The organism is Desulfosporosinus acidiphilus SJ4 (genome assembly GCF_000255115.2).
GTDB lineage: Bacteria > Bacillota > Desulfitobacteriia > Desulfitobacteriales > Desulfitobacteriaceae > Desulfosporosinus > Desulfosporosinus acidiphilus.
On sequence record NC_018068.1, the window covers coordinates 135,872 to 154,481 of the forward strand.

Sequence of the window (18,610 nt, forward strand, 5' to 3'; positions counted from 1 at the left end):
TAAAGAGTTCCTATGAATACAAAAGCTTTCCAGTTTTAAAATTGGAGAGCTTTTTAGTACGTTTCGAGAAGACCAAACGCCGGGGGAAAGAATAAAGGAGTTATATATTGGCAATAGTATGGAATGTCTAGGGTATCTTTCAAAAATTTATTGTTTGAAAGGGTCCAAGAGATTGGCCATTCGAAATATGGCTTCAACAAAGTCATATACTCTAGTATGGGGGGATGCCAGTGGAACATTCCGTACGGTTAGGTACACAAAAATACCATGACAATATATGTGAATGCTTACGTGAATTAGGTAAACGTGAACAGCTTCCGGTAGAGATCATTGAAAGGAAACAAGGAAGGCGTTGGCTAATCCAATGTAAGTTTCTTAATACGTCTCTTGAAGAGACTGATAATGAAGAAATGGTCCAGAAAATCCAACAATACTATCTTGCCAATGCTCTGGCAGAAACAATCTTGCTTTATTGGGAGAAGGAACAAGTACAAGGAATCATAAAGAAGAATAATTTAGTCGAGGCTAAAGATCGGGAAATTCTTAGCAAGGCTTTGGAATATTTGAACAAGGGATTGGGCCAAGACCGCGGCTATCGAGTAAACCGCAAAACGAAGTTAGTAACCCAGATCTTAAGCTGCTTGAATCAATCTCCAATTTTTGATCTTGAAGGTTTTTTGAGTTTCCGGGCACAGGAGTACAAACGTGATGTCACTAAAGCGGTAGAGTTTGCCATTGAAGAATATATCATAGAAAAGGAATATCTGGAATTTATTCAGCTTTTAAAGCATTTTGTTGATACCCAAACTCCCCAATTAGAGAAACTGCATGTGGGAATGAACTCAAAAGGCGAGTTTCATCTTTTTAACAACGAAGGGGAGGATATAACCCTTGACTATCTTGAAGATTATCAATTGGATAATTTAAATGACTTAGGCTACGAAGACCTTCTTGTCAGCGCTCTTATCGCAGTCGCGCCAAGGCAGATTACTTTGCACATTCGTAACAACAGATATAGAGATACATTGCAGACTATCCGAAGTGTTTTTGGAGAAAGAGTCCGCGATTGCAGCGGTTGTTCAATTTGTGAGGATTTTTGACAAACGAGTAAGCTTTTTGTATAATGAAACTATTATTTTGGGTATAGTATTGGTATCGGAAAATTTGATTTCTAAAGCTATATTCGTAAATCGTTGAAAGGGAAAGTACCCTGATCTTAGGTGCTAGAGAAGAAATGCCGTGGCTGCAAGCATTTCCCGCAAAGGTTCAGGTGAAGACCACCCTGGAGTGCAAGGCTGAAAGAAGTAAGCTCTGCCGTTTCCCGCGTTAAGGGTGATCGAGCGGAAGGATAAATTCCTTTCAATTGGGTGGAACCACGGGAGTAAACTCTCGTCCCTTGTTTGGGACGAGGGTTTTTTATACTATCCGAAAGTATAACCTTTGGTTGTATACTGCAAGAAGAGTTAATACGTGCGAAGACAGTGTCTTCGTCCTCTGACATAAGTGCAACTAGGCAGCCACCGGCCACGGATGGCCAAGTGTCTCTGAAGCCATGGATGGCGGGAAGAGACCACCTGCGCCTGCGGCTTGCTGCCAGCCAAGTTTTCTTTATGTACTGTCAGAAACAACAAACTTTAGGAGTGATCGTAATGATTAAGGTGACTTTGAAAGATGGTTCAATTCGTGAGGTTGAGAAGGGAACGACTCTGGCAGAATTGGCGGCCTCAATTTCACGCGGTTTGGCCAAAGCTGCTGTCGCAGGAAAAGTAAATGACAATCTTAAAGACCTTTCCTATCCGTTAATGGAGAATGCGTCCGTAGAGATTGTGACGCTGGACAGTGAAGAAGGGCTGGAAGTCCTTCGCCACTCTACTTCTCACCTGATGGCGCAAGCGGTAGAGAATTTGTTCCCTGGGACAAAGTTGGGAATAGGACCGGCCATTGCGAAGGGTTTCTATTATGACTTCGATTCTGAACATGTATTTACACCTGAGGACTTAGAGAAAATTGAGAAGGAAATGGTTAGGCTCGCCAAAGAAAACTACACTTATCAGCGCAAGGAAGTTGCGCGATCTGAGGCTTTGGATTACTTTGGCAAACTCGGAGAAAATTATAAAGTTGAGCTAATTGAAGGTCTCCCCGAGGATGCAACGATCTCAATGTATACTCAGGGGAATTTCACAGATCTTTGTGCAGGACCGCATATTCCTTCCACCTCAATTATTAAAGCATTTAAATTAATGAGCTTGGCAGGCGCTTACTGGCGCGGCAATGAGAAAAATAAGATGTTGCAGCGGATTTACGGTACAGTCTTTGCAAAAGCGGCTGATCTCGAAGACTATCTATTTAAATTAGAAGAGGCAAAGCGACGTGACCATCGCAAGCTTGGCTTGGAACTAGATCTCTTTAGCCTTCATGACGAAGGCCCTGGATTCCCCTTCTTCCATCCTAAAGGAATGGTTTTGCGCAATGCTCTTGAGGATTTCTGGAGACAAGAGCATCGTAAGCGGGGCTATCAAGAAATTAAGACCCCGATAATTTTAAATCGCTCTCTTTGGGAGCAATCCGGTCACTGGGATCACTACAAAGAAAATATGTATTTCACGAAGATTGATGACCAAGATTTTGCCGTTAAGCCCATGAACTGTCCAGGCGGCATGATCATGTACCGTACTAAATTGCGCAGCTACCGGGACTTGCCCTTACGAGTTGGGGAGCTGGGTCTCGTCCATCGCCATGAGTTGTCAGGTGCTCTTCATGGATTGCTGCGGGTTCGGAACTTCACTCAAGATGATGCCCACATCTTTATGCTTCCCTCCCAAATTAAGAGTGAACTCCTTGGAGTTATAGAACTGGTGGACACTTTCTACAAAGTGTTTGGCTTTGAATATCACGTGGAACTATCCACCAGGCCGGAAGATTCTATGGGTTCAGATGAGGATTGGGAAACCGCAACTCGGGCACTTCAGGCGGCCCTCGAAGAAAGAGGCTTGGATTATAAGATCAATGAAGGCGATGGAGCTTTTTACGGACCGAAGATTGATTTTCATGTTAAAGATTGCTTAGATCGAACTTGGCAATGCGGAACGATACAACTCGACTTCCAAATGCCGGAGAAATTTGATTTAACCTATATTGGAGAAGACGGACAAAAGCACCGTCCGGTGATGATTCATCGAGTTATTTATGGAAGTATTGAACGGTTTATTGCCCTTTTGACAGAACACTATGCAGGAGCTTTTCCGACATGGTTAGCCCCCGTTCAAGTTCGTATTCTGCCGATCAGTGAGCGTCACCAGGAGTATGCCAAAGCCTTAGCAGCTCGTTTCAATGAATTGGATATACGAGTTGAAACGGATGACCGTAAAGAAAAAGTTGGCTACAAAATCCGCGAAGCACAAACTGAAAAGATTCCCTATACGTTAGTCGTCGGGGATCAAGAAGCGGAAACTGATACAGTTGCTGTACGCCGTTATGGTCAAGGTGATGCCGGAGAAAAAATGACGGCAGCTGACTTCATTAGCCTTATCCAAGATGATATTAAAAGCAAGAGACTGTTAACAGCCCTCGCACAATAAAGAAAACAGCAAACGGCAAATATTTAGCAAAAAGTTTAATAGAGTTGACAAAGTTGGAGAGTTGATATACAATGTTCGTTGTCAAGTAGAAGCCATCCGCTTCTCACCTTACGGCTAAAGTCGGTAAGGTATCTTCTGGGCTTGGGCTAAATATGTGCTCATGATTGTTTAGAAGACGGGTGGTATACATCCGTCTTTTTCTATTGGCTGATTTTTATGGGGGTGGTTTCTTATTAGCAAGGACTTAAGACTCAATGACGAAATCCGGGTTAGGGAGGTCCGTCTTGTTGGGGAAGAAGGAGAACAACTTGGAATTATGGCGGTTCGAGATGCCTTGAACCTAGCAGTCGAGAAGTCTTTAGATCTCGTAGAGATCGCACCGACGGCCAAACCGCCGGTCTGCAAACTAATGGATTATGGCAAGTATAAGTATGAGCAGGCGAAGAAGGACAAGGAAGCCCGTAAAAAGCAAAAAAGCATGGAAATCAAAGAAGTCAAGCTGCGTCCCAACATTGAGGACCATGACTTTGAAACCAAAGCCCGCAGTGCTCAACGTTTCTTAAGTGAAGGGGACAAGGTGAAGGTTACAATTATGTTCCGGGGGCGGGAAGTTACTCACCCGGAACTGGGAAAAACACTTTGCCTCAGACTTGCCGAATTTTGCAAAGCAGAGTCTAGCATAGAGCGTGAACCTAAACTTGAGGGCCGCAATATGATTATGATTTTAGCTTCCATTAAACATGACTAATACCGAGAGGGGGATACTCAAATGCCTAAAATGAAAACTCACCGTGGTGCGGCTAAGCGCTTCAAAAAAACCGGAACAGGTAAAATTGTCCGTATGCACGGCTTTACTAGCCACATTCTGGAGAAGAAATCTCCGAAAAGAAAACGTAATTTACGCAAAGCTGTGGTTATGAACAAATCTGATGTTAAGAGAATTAAAAACTTGATCGCTTATCTATAAAGTTGCAGTTAAAAGGAGGTTTTTGGGATGGCCCGTGTTAAAAAAGGCATGACAAAACATCATAGACATAAAAAGATCTTAAAATTGGCGAAAGGTTATCGCGGTGGGAAAAGCAAGCTTTACCGCCCCGCGAATGAACAAATTTTAAAATCTTTAGCCTATTCTTATGCTCATAGAAAAGACAACAAAGCTAACTTCCGTAAGCTTTGGATTGCAAGAATTAATGCTGCCGCACGTATGAATGGTATTTCCTACAGCCGTTTAATGAATGGCTTGAAGAAGGCCGGCGTTACAGTAAACCGTAAGATGTTAGCAGAACTAGCAATCAGTGATGCAGCTGCGTTTACTGAAATTGCAAATGTCGCGAAAGTTCAAATTAACGGCTAATTGCCGAGCGATGAGGATGCGATAGCATCCTCTTTTTATACTATCGGAAAGTATAACTTTCGGTTGTATACTGCAAGAAGAGTTAATACGTGCAAAGACAGTGCCTTCGTCCTCTAGCATAAGTGCAACTAGGCAGCCGCCTGCCAAGTTTTCTCTTTATACGACCTGAAAGGTTGTACTTTTAGGCTTTGAACGGCTAAAGCTCGGTCGAATTTTATAATTAACCTTGCTAATGGATAGACAATATCTATCCTAAAGGTGGTCCTTATGCCTTTGGAGGTGGAACTGTGCTGGAGTCCTTACAAAATGAACAGGTGAAATTTGTTGCTTCTTTACAGCGACGGAAAGTTCGCGACGAGACACAGCTCTATGTCATAGAAGGATGGCGATTTGTTGAAGAGGCCGTACATAGGAATGCTCCGTTAAAAAAAGTATATGTTAGTTCCAAGCGGAATCCATCGGATTGGGAATCCCTAAGAGAGGGATTACTGGCCCGGAATATCCCCTTTGAAGAAACAGATGACCGCGTTTTGCGTAAGATGTGTTCCACCGAAGAACCGCAAGGGATTTTGGCGGTAGTTCAGCAAATAAAGTATACTTGGGAAGACGTTGTACTTGACAAGGGGTCGGTGTTTCTTATCTTAGACGGAGTTCAGGACCCGGGAAATTTGGGGACAATTCTCCGCACAGCGTTAGCTGCCGGAGTTCGCTATATCTGCTTAACTTCCGGGACTGTCGATGTTTATAATCCCAAAGTGCTGCGCAGCACTATGGGGGCAATTTTTTCTTTGGTAATTCTCTCAAACCTTTCTCCTGATGACGTGTTGGTTTTCTGCCAAGAAAAAGGTTTAAGAGTATTTATGGGAGATACGAAAGGGAGAGTCCTTTACCAGGCCAATTTAAAGAATGGCCCCCTGGCTTTGCTTGTTGGCAATGAAGGAAATGGACCTTCTCGTTCCTTTCGCAATGCGGACGTTGAAAGAGTGACAATTCCTATGGCTCAGAGCGTAGAATCCCTTAATGTAGCTATGGCTGCGGGAATTCTCTTGTACGAGATCGTACGTCAAAGGGATTTCTTGTAATTTCCAAGGATGCTATGCTATAATAACGTGAGAAAATGTTGATGGATTATAAAATATAAGCGATGATTGGGTAAAAAGGATGCTTTTCTTCACAGGGAGGCAGGCCGAAGACTGTAAGCCTGCTAAGAAAATATCCTCCTCTTAGAGTAAGAGGTTAAAGTTCGCCTAGGAGTGGCCTTCTGATCTGTAGGAAGGTACGGTTTCCTCCGTTATCAGGAACATGAGTGTGGCAGAAAAAGCCAAACCAGGGTGGTACCGCGAGAATGACGCTCGTCCCTATTAGGGGATTGGGCGTTTTTATTATTTCGCATACTTCTGCAGTGTGCATTGGTCGAGTGTCTCTGATGCCAAACAAGTGCATACTCTCCACTGGAGACCTTCGGGATGGCGAGAAATGGATAAGGTTGTAGTATCGACAGATTCAGGAAGTTTGAGAATTCGGAAGGGATGGTTGACTTGAAGAAAGAAATACTTCGCATTGGAGAAGAGGCTTTGCGCGAATTGCAGCAATTGGATAAGTCAGAAGCACTTCAGGAGCTTAAAGTGAAGGTGCTTGGCAAGAAAGGAACCTTAACCGCCTTGCTGCGCCAAATGGGCAGTTTAAGCCCTGAAGAGCGTCCGATTATGGGGCAAGTAGTTAATGAGATGCGCAGCCGCTTGGAAAAAGCCTGGGACGAACGGAGTGGTGAGTTAGAGGCTGTCGCTTTAGAAAAACGGTTAGCAGCGGAACGCATCGACATATCCTTGCCCGGCAGTCATGTTACCCGCGGACATTATCACCCTTTAACTCAAGTTGTTGAAGAGATTGAAGATATTTTCCTGGGCATGGGCTTCCAGATTGCTGAGGGACCGGAAATTGAATCGGATTATTACAATTTCGAGGCCTTAAATCTTCCTAAAGATCACCCGGCCAGGGAAATGCAGGACTCTTTTTACATTACGGAAGAAATATTGCTGCGGACTCAAACGTCTCCCGTACAGATCCGAACCATGGAGAAACTTCGCCCCCATTTGCCTGTAAAGGTTATCGCTCCTGGAACAGTTTATCGTAATGACGACGATGCCACACATTCTCCGATGTTCCATCAGGTTGAGGGACTTATGGTGGATCGGGGGATTCGAATGTCTGATCTTAAAGGAATTCTGCTGAATTTCTCTCGTCAGATGTTTGGTGAATCTCGGGAAATTCGCTTAAGGCCCAGCTTTTTCCCATTTACTGAGCCCAGCGCTGAGGTTGATGTTTCCTGCATGCTTTGCGGAGGAGCGGGGTGTCGCCTTTGCAAGGGTACAGGGTGGATTGAAATATTAGGGTCAGGAATGGTACACCCCAAAGTCTTGGAAATGGGTGGATATAATCCCAAGGATGTTACAGGATTTGCTTTTGGCATGGGTGTGGAGAGAATTGCCATGCTGAAATTCGGAATAGAGGATATGAGACTTTTATTTGACAATGATTTACGCTTCTTGCAGCAGTTTTAAGGGGGGAAAGACCATGAAAGTTAGTATGGAATGGCTTCGCCAACTGGTGGATGTCGATCAGAACGCCGAAGAGTTGGCGGAAACCTTAACCAGGGGCGGAATTGAAGTAGAAAATGTTGAGAATCTTAGTAAGGGATTTGAAAAAGTAGTCATTGGGGAAATTAGTTCTCTCACGAAGCATCCTGATGCCGATAGACTATGGGTTTGCGATGTAAATGTAGGTGAAGGAAAGGTTACTATCGTTACAGGTGCCCAGAATTTGCAGGAGGGAGATAAAATTCCTGTTGCCATGATTGGTGCTGTCTTGCCTAATGACTTATCGATTCGCAAGTCAAAGCTCAGAGGGGTCGTTTCCGAAGGGATGCTCTGCTCCCGCGAAGAGCTTCTCCTTGATAATTCGGTAGGCTTGGCGCGCAGTGAAGGAGGTATTTTGGTCCTGCCTCCTGATGCACCCCTAGGAGAGAACTTCGGTAAATATCTTGGGCGGGAAGACAGTGTTTTGGACTTGGAACTTTATCCGAATCGCCCCGATTGTTTAGCAATGGTCAATGTGGCTCGCGAAGTGGCCTCCCTTACCGGAAAACAGCCGCATTTGCCGAAATGGGCTGATAAAACGAAGGGATTGGACCTTCCCGCTGCCGGGGATTTTCAGATAATTATTGAAGAGGAAGACTTATGCTGGCGCTACGCCGCTTTAGTTGTTGAGGATGTTCATATTGGCCCTTCTCCTGAGTGGATGCAGCGGAGACTTAAGGCAGCCGGAGTTCGGCCTATCAGTAATATTGTCGATATTACAAACTACTGTATGTTGGAGATGGGGCAACCCTTACACGCCTTTGATCGGGATAAGATTAAGGGGAATATTCATGTCCGCACAGCCAAGGCAGGAGAGAAACTAGTTACCCTCGATGGGGTCGAACGTTCCCTTCAGACGGATACCCTGCTTATTGCCGATGATCGGGAAGCTTTGGGAGTTGCGGGTGTTATGGGTGGTTTCGACAGTGAAATAACGCAGGAAACAAAGCGTTTATTAATCGAGTCCGCTCATTTTTCGGGAGTGAGTGTACGCAGAACAAGCCGCAGGCTGGGACTTAGGTCCGAAGCCTCAAACCGGTTCGAAAAGGGTGTTAATCCTTACGGCTGTGTTGCAACGTTAGGCCGAGTGTGCGAATTGCTGATTGAATTAGGGGCAGGGCGCCCGGTGGCATTGCTTGATGAGCTGAAAACTCTCCCTCCTCGACGTCAAATCAGCCTTTCGGTAGAGCATACTGCCACTGTTCTCGGCTTGGAATTGAAGAATTCAGACGTTCGACAAGTCCTGGAAAACCTGAACTTTAAGTTCGAGGAAAAGGAAAATCTCTTTAATGTGGAGATTCCAACCTATCGGGCGGACTTGGAGATTGAGGAAGATCTCATGGAGGAGGTTGCCCGTCTAAGAGGTTACGATTTAATCCCTACAACCTTGCCGCAAGGAGATACGACCCAGGGAAGAAGGACAGCGGAACAAGAGTTTCGCCGTCGGCTGCGCAGGGTACTTGTCCAATCCGGAATGGATGAGGTAATGACTTATACCTTCACAGGTGCTGCCAGAGATGCTCAATGGGGGAGCGCTCAGCATTCCATTCCCTTACTCAATCCCTTAAGGGAAGAACTTAGCGTAATGCGTACGTCGCTGGTTCCCGGACTATTAGAGGTCGCAGCAAAGAACGTCGCTCGGCGCAATACGGTGGTGAGTATTTTTGAAGTTGGGATGACGTATTGGGGAGAGGAGAAACCGCTGCGCCGGCTCCCTCGTGAAGTATTGCAGGTAGCTGGGGTTGCCGTTGGGAAAAGCGGCCGGCATTGGCTAAATTCAGCAGTCCAGTATGATTTTTACTACCTCAAAGGGATATTGGAGGAAATTGCTCAGGAATTTGGACTTAAATTTGACTATCGAGTGCCTGAAAAACGTCCTCTCCTACATCCTGGTCGTTCTGCAGATATCTACCTTCACAAGGAATGTGTTGGCTTTTTGGGCGAGCTTCATCCTGCCCAAGAAAAAGAATGGGCTTTGGAGAAAGCAGTACTCTTCGAATTAGATTTAGGTGCTTTATTTAAGCACATGCGGCCGGTTGTGCGCGCTCAATCCATTCCGCGCTTTCCCGCCATCAATCGGGATTTGGCAGTGGTAGTATCCTTAGAGACTTCAGCGGCAGCGGTGATGACTAGGATTCGCAAGCTTGGGGGAGAACTATTGCAGAATGTGGAAATATTTGATGTCTATACAGGTAAGTCTATTCCGGAAGGCCGCAAAAGTCTCGCTTTTTCCTTAAGGTACCAATCTCTGGAACGAACCTTAACTGATGAGGAAGTAAATGCCTTGAATTCGCGCATTTTAGAGGGAATTCAGCAGGAATTTGACGCGGAATGGCGAAAATAGAAAGCATTCCAGCAAAGCAGTAAGAGAGAGCGAGGGAAAAGTGTGACTCAAGAATCTGTCAAAATTGCCGTCGAAATTTTTGGAGAGAAGCATGTGGTCCGCGGTGAAGGAACAGAAGCATACATTCTAGGTTTGGCTCACGAAGTGGACAAAAAGATGCGTTTAATTTCCCAGCGGCTCCCTCGTTTAAACATTCATCAAATTGCGGTGTTAACAGCTCTCAATTTGGCAGATGATCTTGCTAAGCTGCGAGAGGAACAGGAAACTCTAATGCAGCTGCTGGGTGAAAAGACAGATTAACAAGGATGATGTATGAGGCACCTGGGACTACCAGGTGCCTTTGAAATTGCGGCGTTTGAGTAAAATTCTTATGAAGTAGTGTTAAATTTTATAAGAACTTTGCTTCTAAGAATTCTTTAAGTAAATGATAGAGGATTAATTTTCCTGGACAGTTTTGGTCTGGGGAGGAGAGAGGGATCATCCTAAAGTTGGTGCCAAAACTCATGGAAATATTGTGGGAGAGTATGGGAATTGTACATATCGGGGCTAAACAATTATAATAAAGTAAGTTTAATACCAATGAACAAGATATTGAGGGTGGAGCGAATATTTCATGGACAATCTCAGAGAACTAATAAAGGAAACAACGGAAACAACGGAAACAACAGAAACAATAGAAACAATAGAAACCCCAAAACGCCCTCTTGAGCTTCTGGCACCTGCAGGGAGTTTTGAAGCCTTTAAAGCGGCTGTGGAAAACGGTGCCGATGCAGTTTACTTAGGAGGTAAGAGTTTTAGCGCTCGGGCAAGTGCCGCTAATTTTGATATGGAGGAACTGCGTAAAGCCGTTCGCTATGCTCACCAGCGTCAGGTTAAGGTGTACCTTACGGTTAATATATTAATTGCAGATCAAGAATTTAAAGAATTGATGGACTATCTTTATGCGGTGTATGAGACTGGCGTGGACGCAGTAATATTACAGGACTTAGGGGTCGCGGCTCTCATTCAAGCTATTTTGCCGGAAATGGAAACGCATGGCAGCACGCAAATGACGATAAATAACACATGGGGTGTTCAACATTTGGAAAACCTTGGTTTCCGCCGGGTCGTCCTTGCCAGAGAAACTTCAGCAGCTGAAATGAAGACCTTGGCTGAGAACACGCCCTTAGACCTTGAAGTTTTTGTTCATGGAGCTCTCTGTATATGTTATTCAGGACAGTGTTTGATGTCCAGCTTTATTGGCGGACGGAGCGGGAATCGAGGTACTTGCGCCCAGCCCTGCCGCATGACCTACCAACTTGTTGGTCAGGATCGTAAGAATCTATTGGCAGATAAAAACCTGGGTGAACATCTATTAAGCCCTAAGGACTTAAAGTTAGTGGAGGAATTAGCTGAATTAGAGCGTATCGGTGTTTATTCCCTGAAAGTAGAAGGACGCATGAAACGTCCGGAGTATGTGGCTACGGTAATTAGGCTTTATAGGCAGGCCCTTGACCGGATTGAACATCAACAGGAGGATAGCCCACTGCTCACTGACGAGGAGCATCAAGAATTATTGCAGATTTTCAACCGGGATTTTACCAAGGGATATTTAAAAGAAAACCCCGGTGCCAATTTGATGAGCTACAGTCGTCCGAACAATCGGGGGACACGCCTTGGAAGAGTGGTTGGCCTCAAGGGGGGACGGTTAGCACTTAAACTGGAGGCTGTTATTCACACTGGTGATGGGATTGAATTCTGGACTGGACGGGGGCGGGAAGGAATTACCGTCGGGACTATTTGGAAGGACGGTAATCAGCATGATGAAGGATTGCCCGGAGAAATTGTTCAGATCGAATTTTCAGCAATAGCCCATCCTGGGGACCGGGTTTTTAAAACAAACGACGTAAAACTGATGGAAAAGGCTCGTGAAAGCTTCCAAGAGGGTAATGAACAACGCAAACGCCCCTTAACAATGGTCTTGAGCGGACATATTGGCGATAAAATGATTTTAGAGGTGAACGAGGGTCCGCGGAGAGTTAAGGTATATTCGGCTAATCCGGCACAGAAGGCTTTGAAGCGGCCATTGACTTGGGAATATGCCTATCAGCAGCTTGGAAGATTAGGAACGACACCTTTCTGGCTTGATCAGCTGGAGGTGGAAGTTGATGAGGGCTTGATGCTGCCCGTGAGTGATCTTAACGAAATGCGTCGAATGGCCGTAGAGGAACTTCTCAGGGAAACCACTCGGCCGACAGTGGATCGGACTGTTTACAGACAAAGAATTGCCGTGTGGAAAGATCGACTGGAGAAAGAAAGGTCCGGTTCGGAAACGAAAGATGTCCCCCAAGTCTCTGTGGCTGTGAGTGATCCGGAAAGTCTTCATGCTGCTCTGGAGGCAGGAGCAAGAAGAGTTCTCATTGGTGGAGAACACTGGCGCTCGCGTCGAGGTTTTAAAATGGAAGAAATACGAGCGGGGTTTGAAATATGCCGTAAAGAAGCCATTGATTGTGTGTGGCGGCTGCCAAGGGTCTTGAACGAGGCTCAAAGCTTAACACTTTTGTCAGAGCTTAAACAAGCCGCGCATTGGACTAAAAAGCCCAAAGTCATGGTCTCGAATCTCGGGGAATTGGAAATCCTGCATTCTTTAGATCCGGACTGGCCCTTTGAAACAGATTATTCCTTAAACGTATTTAACGAAGCAGGCCTTGCCCACTTTTTGCGTTTAGGTGCTCAAAGGGTGACCTTGTCTCCCGAATTACATCATGAACAGTTGGCTCATTTAGCAAAATGGGGAAGTATAGAGTATTTGGTTTTTGGCGATTTGGAAATGATGGTCAGTGAATACTGTCCCGTAGGCTCGACTTTGGGCGGTAAACAAGGAAATCATTGTTCGGGAGCCTGTGTCAAGGAACGTCATTATCTGCGAGATCGCTTGGGCTATGATTTCCCGTTGGAAACAGATCAGGAATGCAGGATGCATCTATATAATGTCAAAGTCTTAAATTTGTATGAGGAATTGCCTCAGCTTAAACGGATGGGCGTCTCCAATATACGTTTACAGCTAACCCGTCAATCTTCTGAACAAGTTAAGCGGATTATTCGTTTATTTCTTGAGGCTTGGAATACGCAGCAGCTTGGAAAACGGACCCAGTGGACAGCGGATGAAGGTATGGCGGAGTTAACCTCTATGTTCGCGCAAGGTTTTACGAAGGGCCATTTTTTCAGAGGCGTTTTGTAAATACAGATCTATGATGAGTAGTTCTCTTGAGTCTCTAATCTAAAGACGAAAGTAAAATTCGTGTGTTACTGAGGTAGTTGCGTTTTAGTGTATTTGAGGAGGAGAAAACCAGGAACTATGGGAATCGAAGATAAGGTTTTAAATAAATTGGATTTTCCCAAGGTTTTGGCACGTTTAGGTGAATATTGCCTGCTGCCAAGGGCCAAAGAATTAGCCGAGGGGTTAACTCCGAAAGTTGATTGGGAAGAGGTGCATTTTGGACTCCAAGAAACGGATGAAGGTAAAAATCTTATCCGGGGCAATCCGCTTTTTTCTGTCCGTGGTGCTAAGGAGATACGGCCTTACCTTGAGCGCTGCTTGCTCGGAGGGGTTATTCACGGCGAGGAGCTGCTTGAGATTCGGGATACCTTACAGGTTGGAAGAAGGTTAAAACAGTTTTTCCAGGAATCCCAAGAGGAATTTCCTAGACTATGGGAGGTCAGTCTTTCTATCGAACCCCAAAAGGCTTTGGAAGATGAGATTTCCCGTTGCATTGCTGAGGATGGGAAGGTGGCAGACAATGCATCCCCCGAATTGGCAGAATTGCGGCGTGCTATTTATCGTTTGCAAAACAGAATTCGAGAGAGCTTGGAAGGGACCCTGCGTAACCCCGCCTATCAAAAAATGCTCCAAGACCCGATCATCACTCAGCGCTCAGATCGTTATGTTATTCCCATCAAACAGGAATATCGTGGGGCTTTTCCAGGTATAGTCCATGATCAATCAGCCAGTGGAGCAACTCTGTTTATTGAGCCTATGCCGGTTGTTCAATTGGGTAATGAACTGCGTGAAGTGGTTCTTAAGGAACAGCGGGAGGTTCAGCGCATTCTGCAAATGCTCTCCGCCCAGGTTGAGACACGGGCAGAAACAGTGGCAGACCTCCATGAAGCCCTAGCCAAACTTGACTTTGTTCTGGCCAAAGCTAATTTAAGTGTGTCCATGAATGCAGGGGCCCCTGAATTAGTTGAAAAACAACAATTGAAGCTTATTCAAGCACGACATCCTTTGATTGGCGGTAAAGTTGTTCCCCTCTCCGTTGAATTAGGAATCGGGTTTGATACTTTAGTCATTACCGGGCCGAATACCGGAGGAAAAACAGTGGCCTTGAAGGTTATCGGGCTTATGGCGGCGATGACTCAATCCGGTCTGCATATCCCGGCGGAGAGCAACTCCAGTATGGGGGTTTTTAGCCAAATTTTTGCGGATATTGGGGACGAACAAAGCGTTGAGCAATCGTTAAGTACCTTTTCGGGGCATATGAAAAATATAGTTGAAATCATTGATCGCTCCGATGAACGGTCCTTGGTTTTGCTCGATGAAGTAGGTGCCGGAACAGACCCGACAGAGGGTGCAGCTTTGGCTATGGGCATTCTCGCGGAACTGCATTCGCGAGGGTGCAGAACCGTTTCTACCACCCATTATGGAGCGTTAAAAACCTTTGCCTATGAAACTCCCCGTGTAAAAAATGCTTCTGTGGAATTTGATACGGAGACCCTGCGCCCGACATACCGATTGTTGATTGGGATTCCGGGTAAAAGCAATGCCTTTACCATTGCCAGAAGGTTAGGATTAAGTGAAGGAGTCCTTGAACGGGCAAATACATTTGTGACCGAGCGGGAAATGCAGGTTGCCGATCTTATTGAAAATTTGGGTGAGACGCACCGGGAAATTGAGTTAGAAAAAGAAAAGGTTCAATCAGGACGGCAAGCTGTGGAACAACAAACGAAAGCCCTGGAAGAAAAATCACAGCGTTTGGATGAGGATTATGACCTTTTGATGACCCTGGCGAAAGAGGAAGCCGCTGAGCTTGTTCGAGAAGCAAAGCGTGAAGCGGAAGCCATTATAGCTGAGCTGAAAGAAGCTCTTAAGAAGGAGACTAAGCAGCAACAGGATATTGAAAAAGCTCGCCAAGGATTTCGTCGAATCTCCAATAAGCTTGATAAAGGACGGGCGGTTAAGCAGACCGGCAGTGGTTTATCTGCGGATCAAATTATGCTGGGACAGACGGTACTGATGACAAAACTCAGACAGAAAGGGCAGGTCCTGAAGCTCCCGAATGCCAGCGGTGAAGTCCTTGTCCAAGCGGGTATTATGAAGGTAATGGTGCCGTTAGCCGAACTGAAGTTGGTTCGTGAAGAAAAGGTATCTCCCCCTAAAAGTTCCCGCAAAGGGAATAGCCTTGGACTGCAAAAGGCAGAGGAGATTCGAGCGGAGATCGATCTGAGGGGCATGTTGGTAGAAGAAGGCACTGAAGTATTAGATAAGTTTCTCGACGATGCGGTTCTGGGTGGCATCGGTTTGGTCTATGTGATTCATGGCAAAGGAACAGGTGCCATGCGGGCAGGAATTCAAGACTTTCTACGAGGGCATCCCCATGTACGGAGCTTTAGGCTTGGAGAATATGGTGAAGGAGACTCGGGCGTCACTGTCGTAGAGTTGAAATGATTTGCCAAAAGGTTGTAAAAAGATGACACCAACCAAGATTGGTGTCATCTTTTTTAGTACTATCAGAAAGTATAACCTTTGGGTGTATACTGCAAGAAGAGCTAATTCGTGCGAAGACAGTGTCTACGAGCGCCAGCTAAGTTTTCTTTATTCGGCTGATTGCCAGCCGTTGCTAGTCAGTTATTGTTAATTTTACGCTATCTGAAGATGGCCCAACACCTGTCCCATTCGGGTTTTTGAAAGCTGCCCAGAAGAGATAGTCTCCGGGAATGGGAGGCTTTCCGTTGTCTGCAAGAGAGATGGAAATAGAGGTCTTTTGAGTGTGGGAGGCATTTATGGAGAAGCTTTCTACGGTAGACTGACCCGAGCGTTGAAGGTAAAAAATTGTTGAATCATTTTCGCTGTTAGCAGGGATTGTCATGGGGATAACTGCAGTATAGGTTTTGGGGTCGTACTTCACTTGACCAAGAGCAGGTTTGGGGAGAGTGGAAAGAGTGGGATCTACTTGGGGGGCAGTATTGGAATTACTCCCGGATGAATTAGCTGCAGCTGAATTAGCAGGTGTCGAATCCGGATTCGTTGAATCGGGTGCCGTATTTTGGGTGGTTGAGCCCGGAGCGGTTGTATTATCTAACCCTATGCCGCTGGGAGGTCTATATGGTGCTTCACTTGGCGGCCACGGCCAAGAGGGGCTGCGATCGGGCAAATTAAGGAATACCTTCGTGACGACGTTTTTGGTTGCAGCATTTGCTAAGACGTTAGGGTTATCTGCATCCACATTTTTTTGAACCCAAACATCGCTTACACGAGTAGGAAAATCCCCTTGGGCAGCAATTTCAGTAGAGATGAATTGCTGTGGAGTCAAAGTGCTGGGAAGAAGTCCTGATTTTGTATCGAATTGTCCGCTGACAATACCTGCCGGTTCTTTAAACTCCGTTTGAACTGGGAGATCTTGGAGGGCCACAGTCATGACCTTCTTCCAGATTTGAGCTGGATAACTACCGCCATAAACATTGTGTAAATAATGCTGACCATCCGGGTCAGAATCGTATCCCATCCAGACGATTCCCGCAAAATTGGGAGTATAGCCGGCAAACCAGGCATCCGGATTTCCAGACTTATTGCCGTATTTATCCGGGTCTAAAGATGTGGTCCCTGTTTTTCCGGCAATAGCCCAGTTCCCTATTTGGGCGCTGTAGCCTGTACCGTCGGTTACAACACTGCGCAGCATATTGTTAATAATATAGGCTGTCGTTTCTTTCATAACTCGGTTCTTTAAAATTTTAGGGGTAATAATCGTGTTGTCATTAGCGTCATTGACTTTTACGATGGCGTGAGTCGTGACTTTAACTCCGTTGTTGGCATAAACTCCATAGGCTGAGGCCATATCTAAGGTACTTACTTCCGGTGTTCCAAGAGCTAAGCTTAAGACCTTATCTTTTTGTTCGAGAGGCAGGCCAAGGTCGTCTTTGCCAAATTTCCATCCATAATCTACCCCGATGAGATTAAGGAGTTTCACTGCATAGACATTAACGGAATCTTCCAGGGCGTAACGCATCGTAATTAAGCCCTTCCATCCTTTGTCTATGGTGTCAAAATCAGTAGGGGTCCAAGCCTTACCGTTTCCGCCATTATAACTGACTGGCATATCATCGAGAACTGTTCCGGGGAAATATCCGCCTTTTTCAATAGCCGGACCATAAACAACCAAGGGCTTAATCGTTGATCCGGGCTGCCGCTTAGATTGCCAGGCTCTATTCAACCCGCGGGTGGTATAGTCTCGTCCGCCGACCATTGCCAGTATTCCGCCGGAAGTGGGATCGATAACTGTCATAGCGCCCTGAATCTTTGTGTTATCAATTCCTTTCGGGAAATTTGCAGGGTCTGCAAAAGCAGATTCGGCGGCGCTCTGGATTTTTGTATCTATGGTTGTATATATCTTTAAACCACCGCTGTAAATTTGATCAGGAGTCAAGTTATAGGCTGTTTCCAGTTCTTCTACAACATAGTCAATAAAATAAGGGTATTTGTAATTTGTGCTGGATACTGTCGTAGTATTCCCAGCACCGCCTTGTTTTTTCTTGGAATCCACATAAGTAAAGGGAGCATCTTTATATTCGTTGTATTGGCTGGCCGTGATCAATCCGGCATCTTTCATAACTCCGAGCACAATGGTGCGACGGTTTTTGGCAGCTTCAGGATGGATATAGGGATTATATTGACTGGGGGCTTGGGGAAGACCTGCTAAGAGAGCGATCTGATCCGGCGTCAGATCCTTGAGATCTTCCCCAAAATATGTTTTTGCAGCGGCTTGGATCCCAAAGGATGATTCGCCTAAAAAGATTTTATTAAGATAGAAGGTTAGAATCTCATCTTTGGTGTATTCATGCTCCAATTGAAGGGCTATAATCGCTTCTTGTATTTTGCGTGTTAGGGTTTTAGCCGTGGGATCTTCAATGAAAGCATTTCTGGCAAGCTGAACTGTGATGGTGCTTGCCCCTTCCTTAGCGCTTCCTGAGCGAATGTCATTGAGTGCTGAACCAATGATTCTAATGGGGTCAATGCCAAAATGCTGATAGAAACGTTTGTCTTCTACCGCCACAAACGTTTTTTTAACGAGATCTGGAATTTGAGAGGATTGAACAACCTGACGGTTAACGACACCGTATAACTGAGCAACTTGTACATTGTTTTTATCATAGATATAGGAAGTTTGTTGTTGGTTGCTTAGTGTACTGGGATCCCATTTAGGAGTATGTAAGGCAACAATTCCAACAAAAATCCCTCCGCCAATGATGGCCAAGAGTATGATGCTGACAAGAGACAAAATAACTAATCGAAGTCTTGACGGACGTTTTTTACGAGTATTTCTTGATTTCCGAGACGGCATGATTGAACCTCCTCTAGTAAATATGAGGTTTAAATAGATGATATAATTCCTTGAATTATATCATACTTCTGCAATTCTAAGGAAATTGTAATTCAATATAGGTG

At 45.3% G+C, this 18,610-nt stretch carries 12 protein-coding genes and 2 other annotated features; of the genes, 11 read left to right on the forward strand and 1 reads right to left on the reverse strand.

The window, feature by feature from the left end; translation table 11 throughout:
- Nucleotides 1–224: 224 nt before the first annotated feature.
- From ytxC to DESACI_RS00775, 11 genes are all read left to right on the forward strand, one after another.
- On the forward strand, nt 225–1,100 hold the full coding sequence (gene ytxC / locus DESACI_RS00725) for a putative sporulation protein YtxC (RefSeq protein ID WP_242833109.1): 876 nt from the start codon (nt 225–227) through the stop codon (nt 1,098–1,100).
- A gap of 84 nt (nt 1,101–1,184) precedes the next feature.
- Nucleotides 1,185–1,400, forward strand: a binding site (T-box leader).
- A 249-nt stretch (nt 1,401–1,649) separates the two neighbouring features.
- Entirely contained in the window at nt 1,650–3,578 is a 1,929-nt protein-coding gene (gene thrS, locus DESACI_RS00730) for a threonine--tRNA ligase (RefSeq protein ID WP_014825247.1), read from the forward strand.
- A gap of 77 nt (nt 3,579–3,655) precedes the next feature.
- Nucleotides 3,656–3,786 (forward strand) — a sequence feature (ribosomal protein L20 leader region).
- A 24-nt stretch (nt 3,787–3,810) separates the two neighbouring features.
- Complete coding sequence (infC, locus tag DESACI_RS00735; RefSeq protein ID WP_014825248.1) at nt 3,811–4,326, forward strand: translation initiation factor IF-3; 516 nt, start codon at nt 3,811–3,813, stop codon at nt 4,324–4,326.
- 21 nt (nt 4,327–4,347) lie between these two features.
- On the forward strand, nt 4,348–4,545 hold the full coding sequence (gene rpmI / locus DESACI_RS00740; protein WP_014825249.1) for a 50S ribosomal protein L35: 198 nt from the start codon (nt 4,348–4,350) through the stop codon (nt 4,543–4,545).
- Between the two features lie 27 nt (nt 4,546–4,572).
- Nucleotides 4,573–4,932 (forward strand): 50S ribosomal protein L20, encoded by a 360-nt coding sequence (gene rplT, locus DESACI_RS00745; RefSeq protein ID WP_014825250.1) that lies wholly within the window; start codon nt 4,573–4,575, stop codon nt 4,930–4,932.
- 287 nt (nt 4,933–5,219) lie between these two features.
- On the forward strand, nt 5,220–6,014 hold the full coding sequence (locus DESACI_RS00750) for a TrmH family RNA methyltransferase (protein ID WP_014825251.1): 795 nt from the start codon (nt 5,220–5,222) through the stop codon (nt 6,012–6,014).
- 456 nt (nt 6,015–6,470) lie between these two features.
- On the forward strand, nt 6,471–7,493 hold the full coding sequence (gene pheS / locus DESACI_RS00755) for a phenylalanine--tRNA ligase subunit alpha (protein WP_041276189.1): 1,023 nt from the start codon (nt 6,471–6,473) through the stop codon (nt 7,491–7,493).
- A 13-nt stretch (nt 7,494–7,506) separates the two neighbouring features.
- Nucleotides 7,507–9,912, forward strand: a complete 2,406-nt coding sequence (gene pheT, locus DESACI_RS00760; protein WP_014825253.1) for a phenylalanine--tRNA ligase subunit beta — start codon at nt 7,507–7,509, stop codon at nt 9,910–9,912.
- Nucleotides 9,913–9,954: 42 nt separating this feature from the next.
- Nucleotides 9,955–10,212: a cell division protein ZapA gene (locus DESACI_RS00765; RefSeq protein WP_014825254.1), complete on the forward strand. Its 258-nt coding sequence runs from the start codon at nt 9,955–9,957 to the stop codon at nt 10,210–10,212.
- Nucleotides 10,213–10,525: 313 nt separating this feature from the next.
- Nucleotides 10,526–13,132: a U32 family peptidase gene (locus tag DESACI_RS00770; RefSeq protein ID WP_014825255.1), complete on the forward strand. Its 2,607-nt coding sequence runs from the start codon at nt 10,526–10,528 to the stop codon at nt 13,130–13,132.
- 117 nt (nt 13,133–13,249) lie between these two features.
- A complete protein-coding gene (locus tag DESACI_RS00775) occupies nt 13,250–15,616 on the forward strand; it encodes an endonuclease MutS2 (protein WP_014825256.1) in 2,367 nt (788 codons plus the stop codon).
- Nucleotides 15,617–15,788: 172 nt separating this feature from the next.
- Here the strand turns inward: DESACI_RS00775 and DESACI_RS00780 are convergent, their stop codons facing one another.
- Nucleotides 15,789–18,506 carry a transglycosylase domain-containing protein gene (locus tag DESACI_RS00780; protein ID WP_014825257.1) on the reverse strand — a complete coding sequence of 906 codons (2,718 nt, stop codon included), beginning with the start codon at nt 18,504–18,506 and terminating at the stop codon, nt 15,789–15,791.
- Nucleotides 18,507–18,610 lie beyond the last annotated feature (104 nt).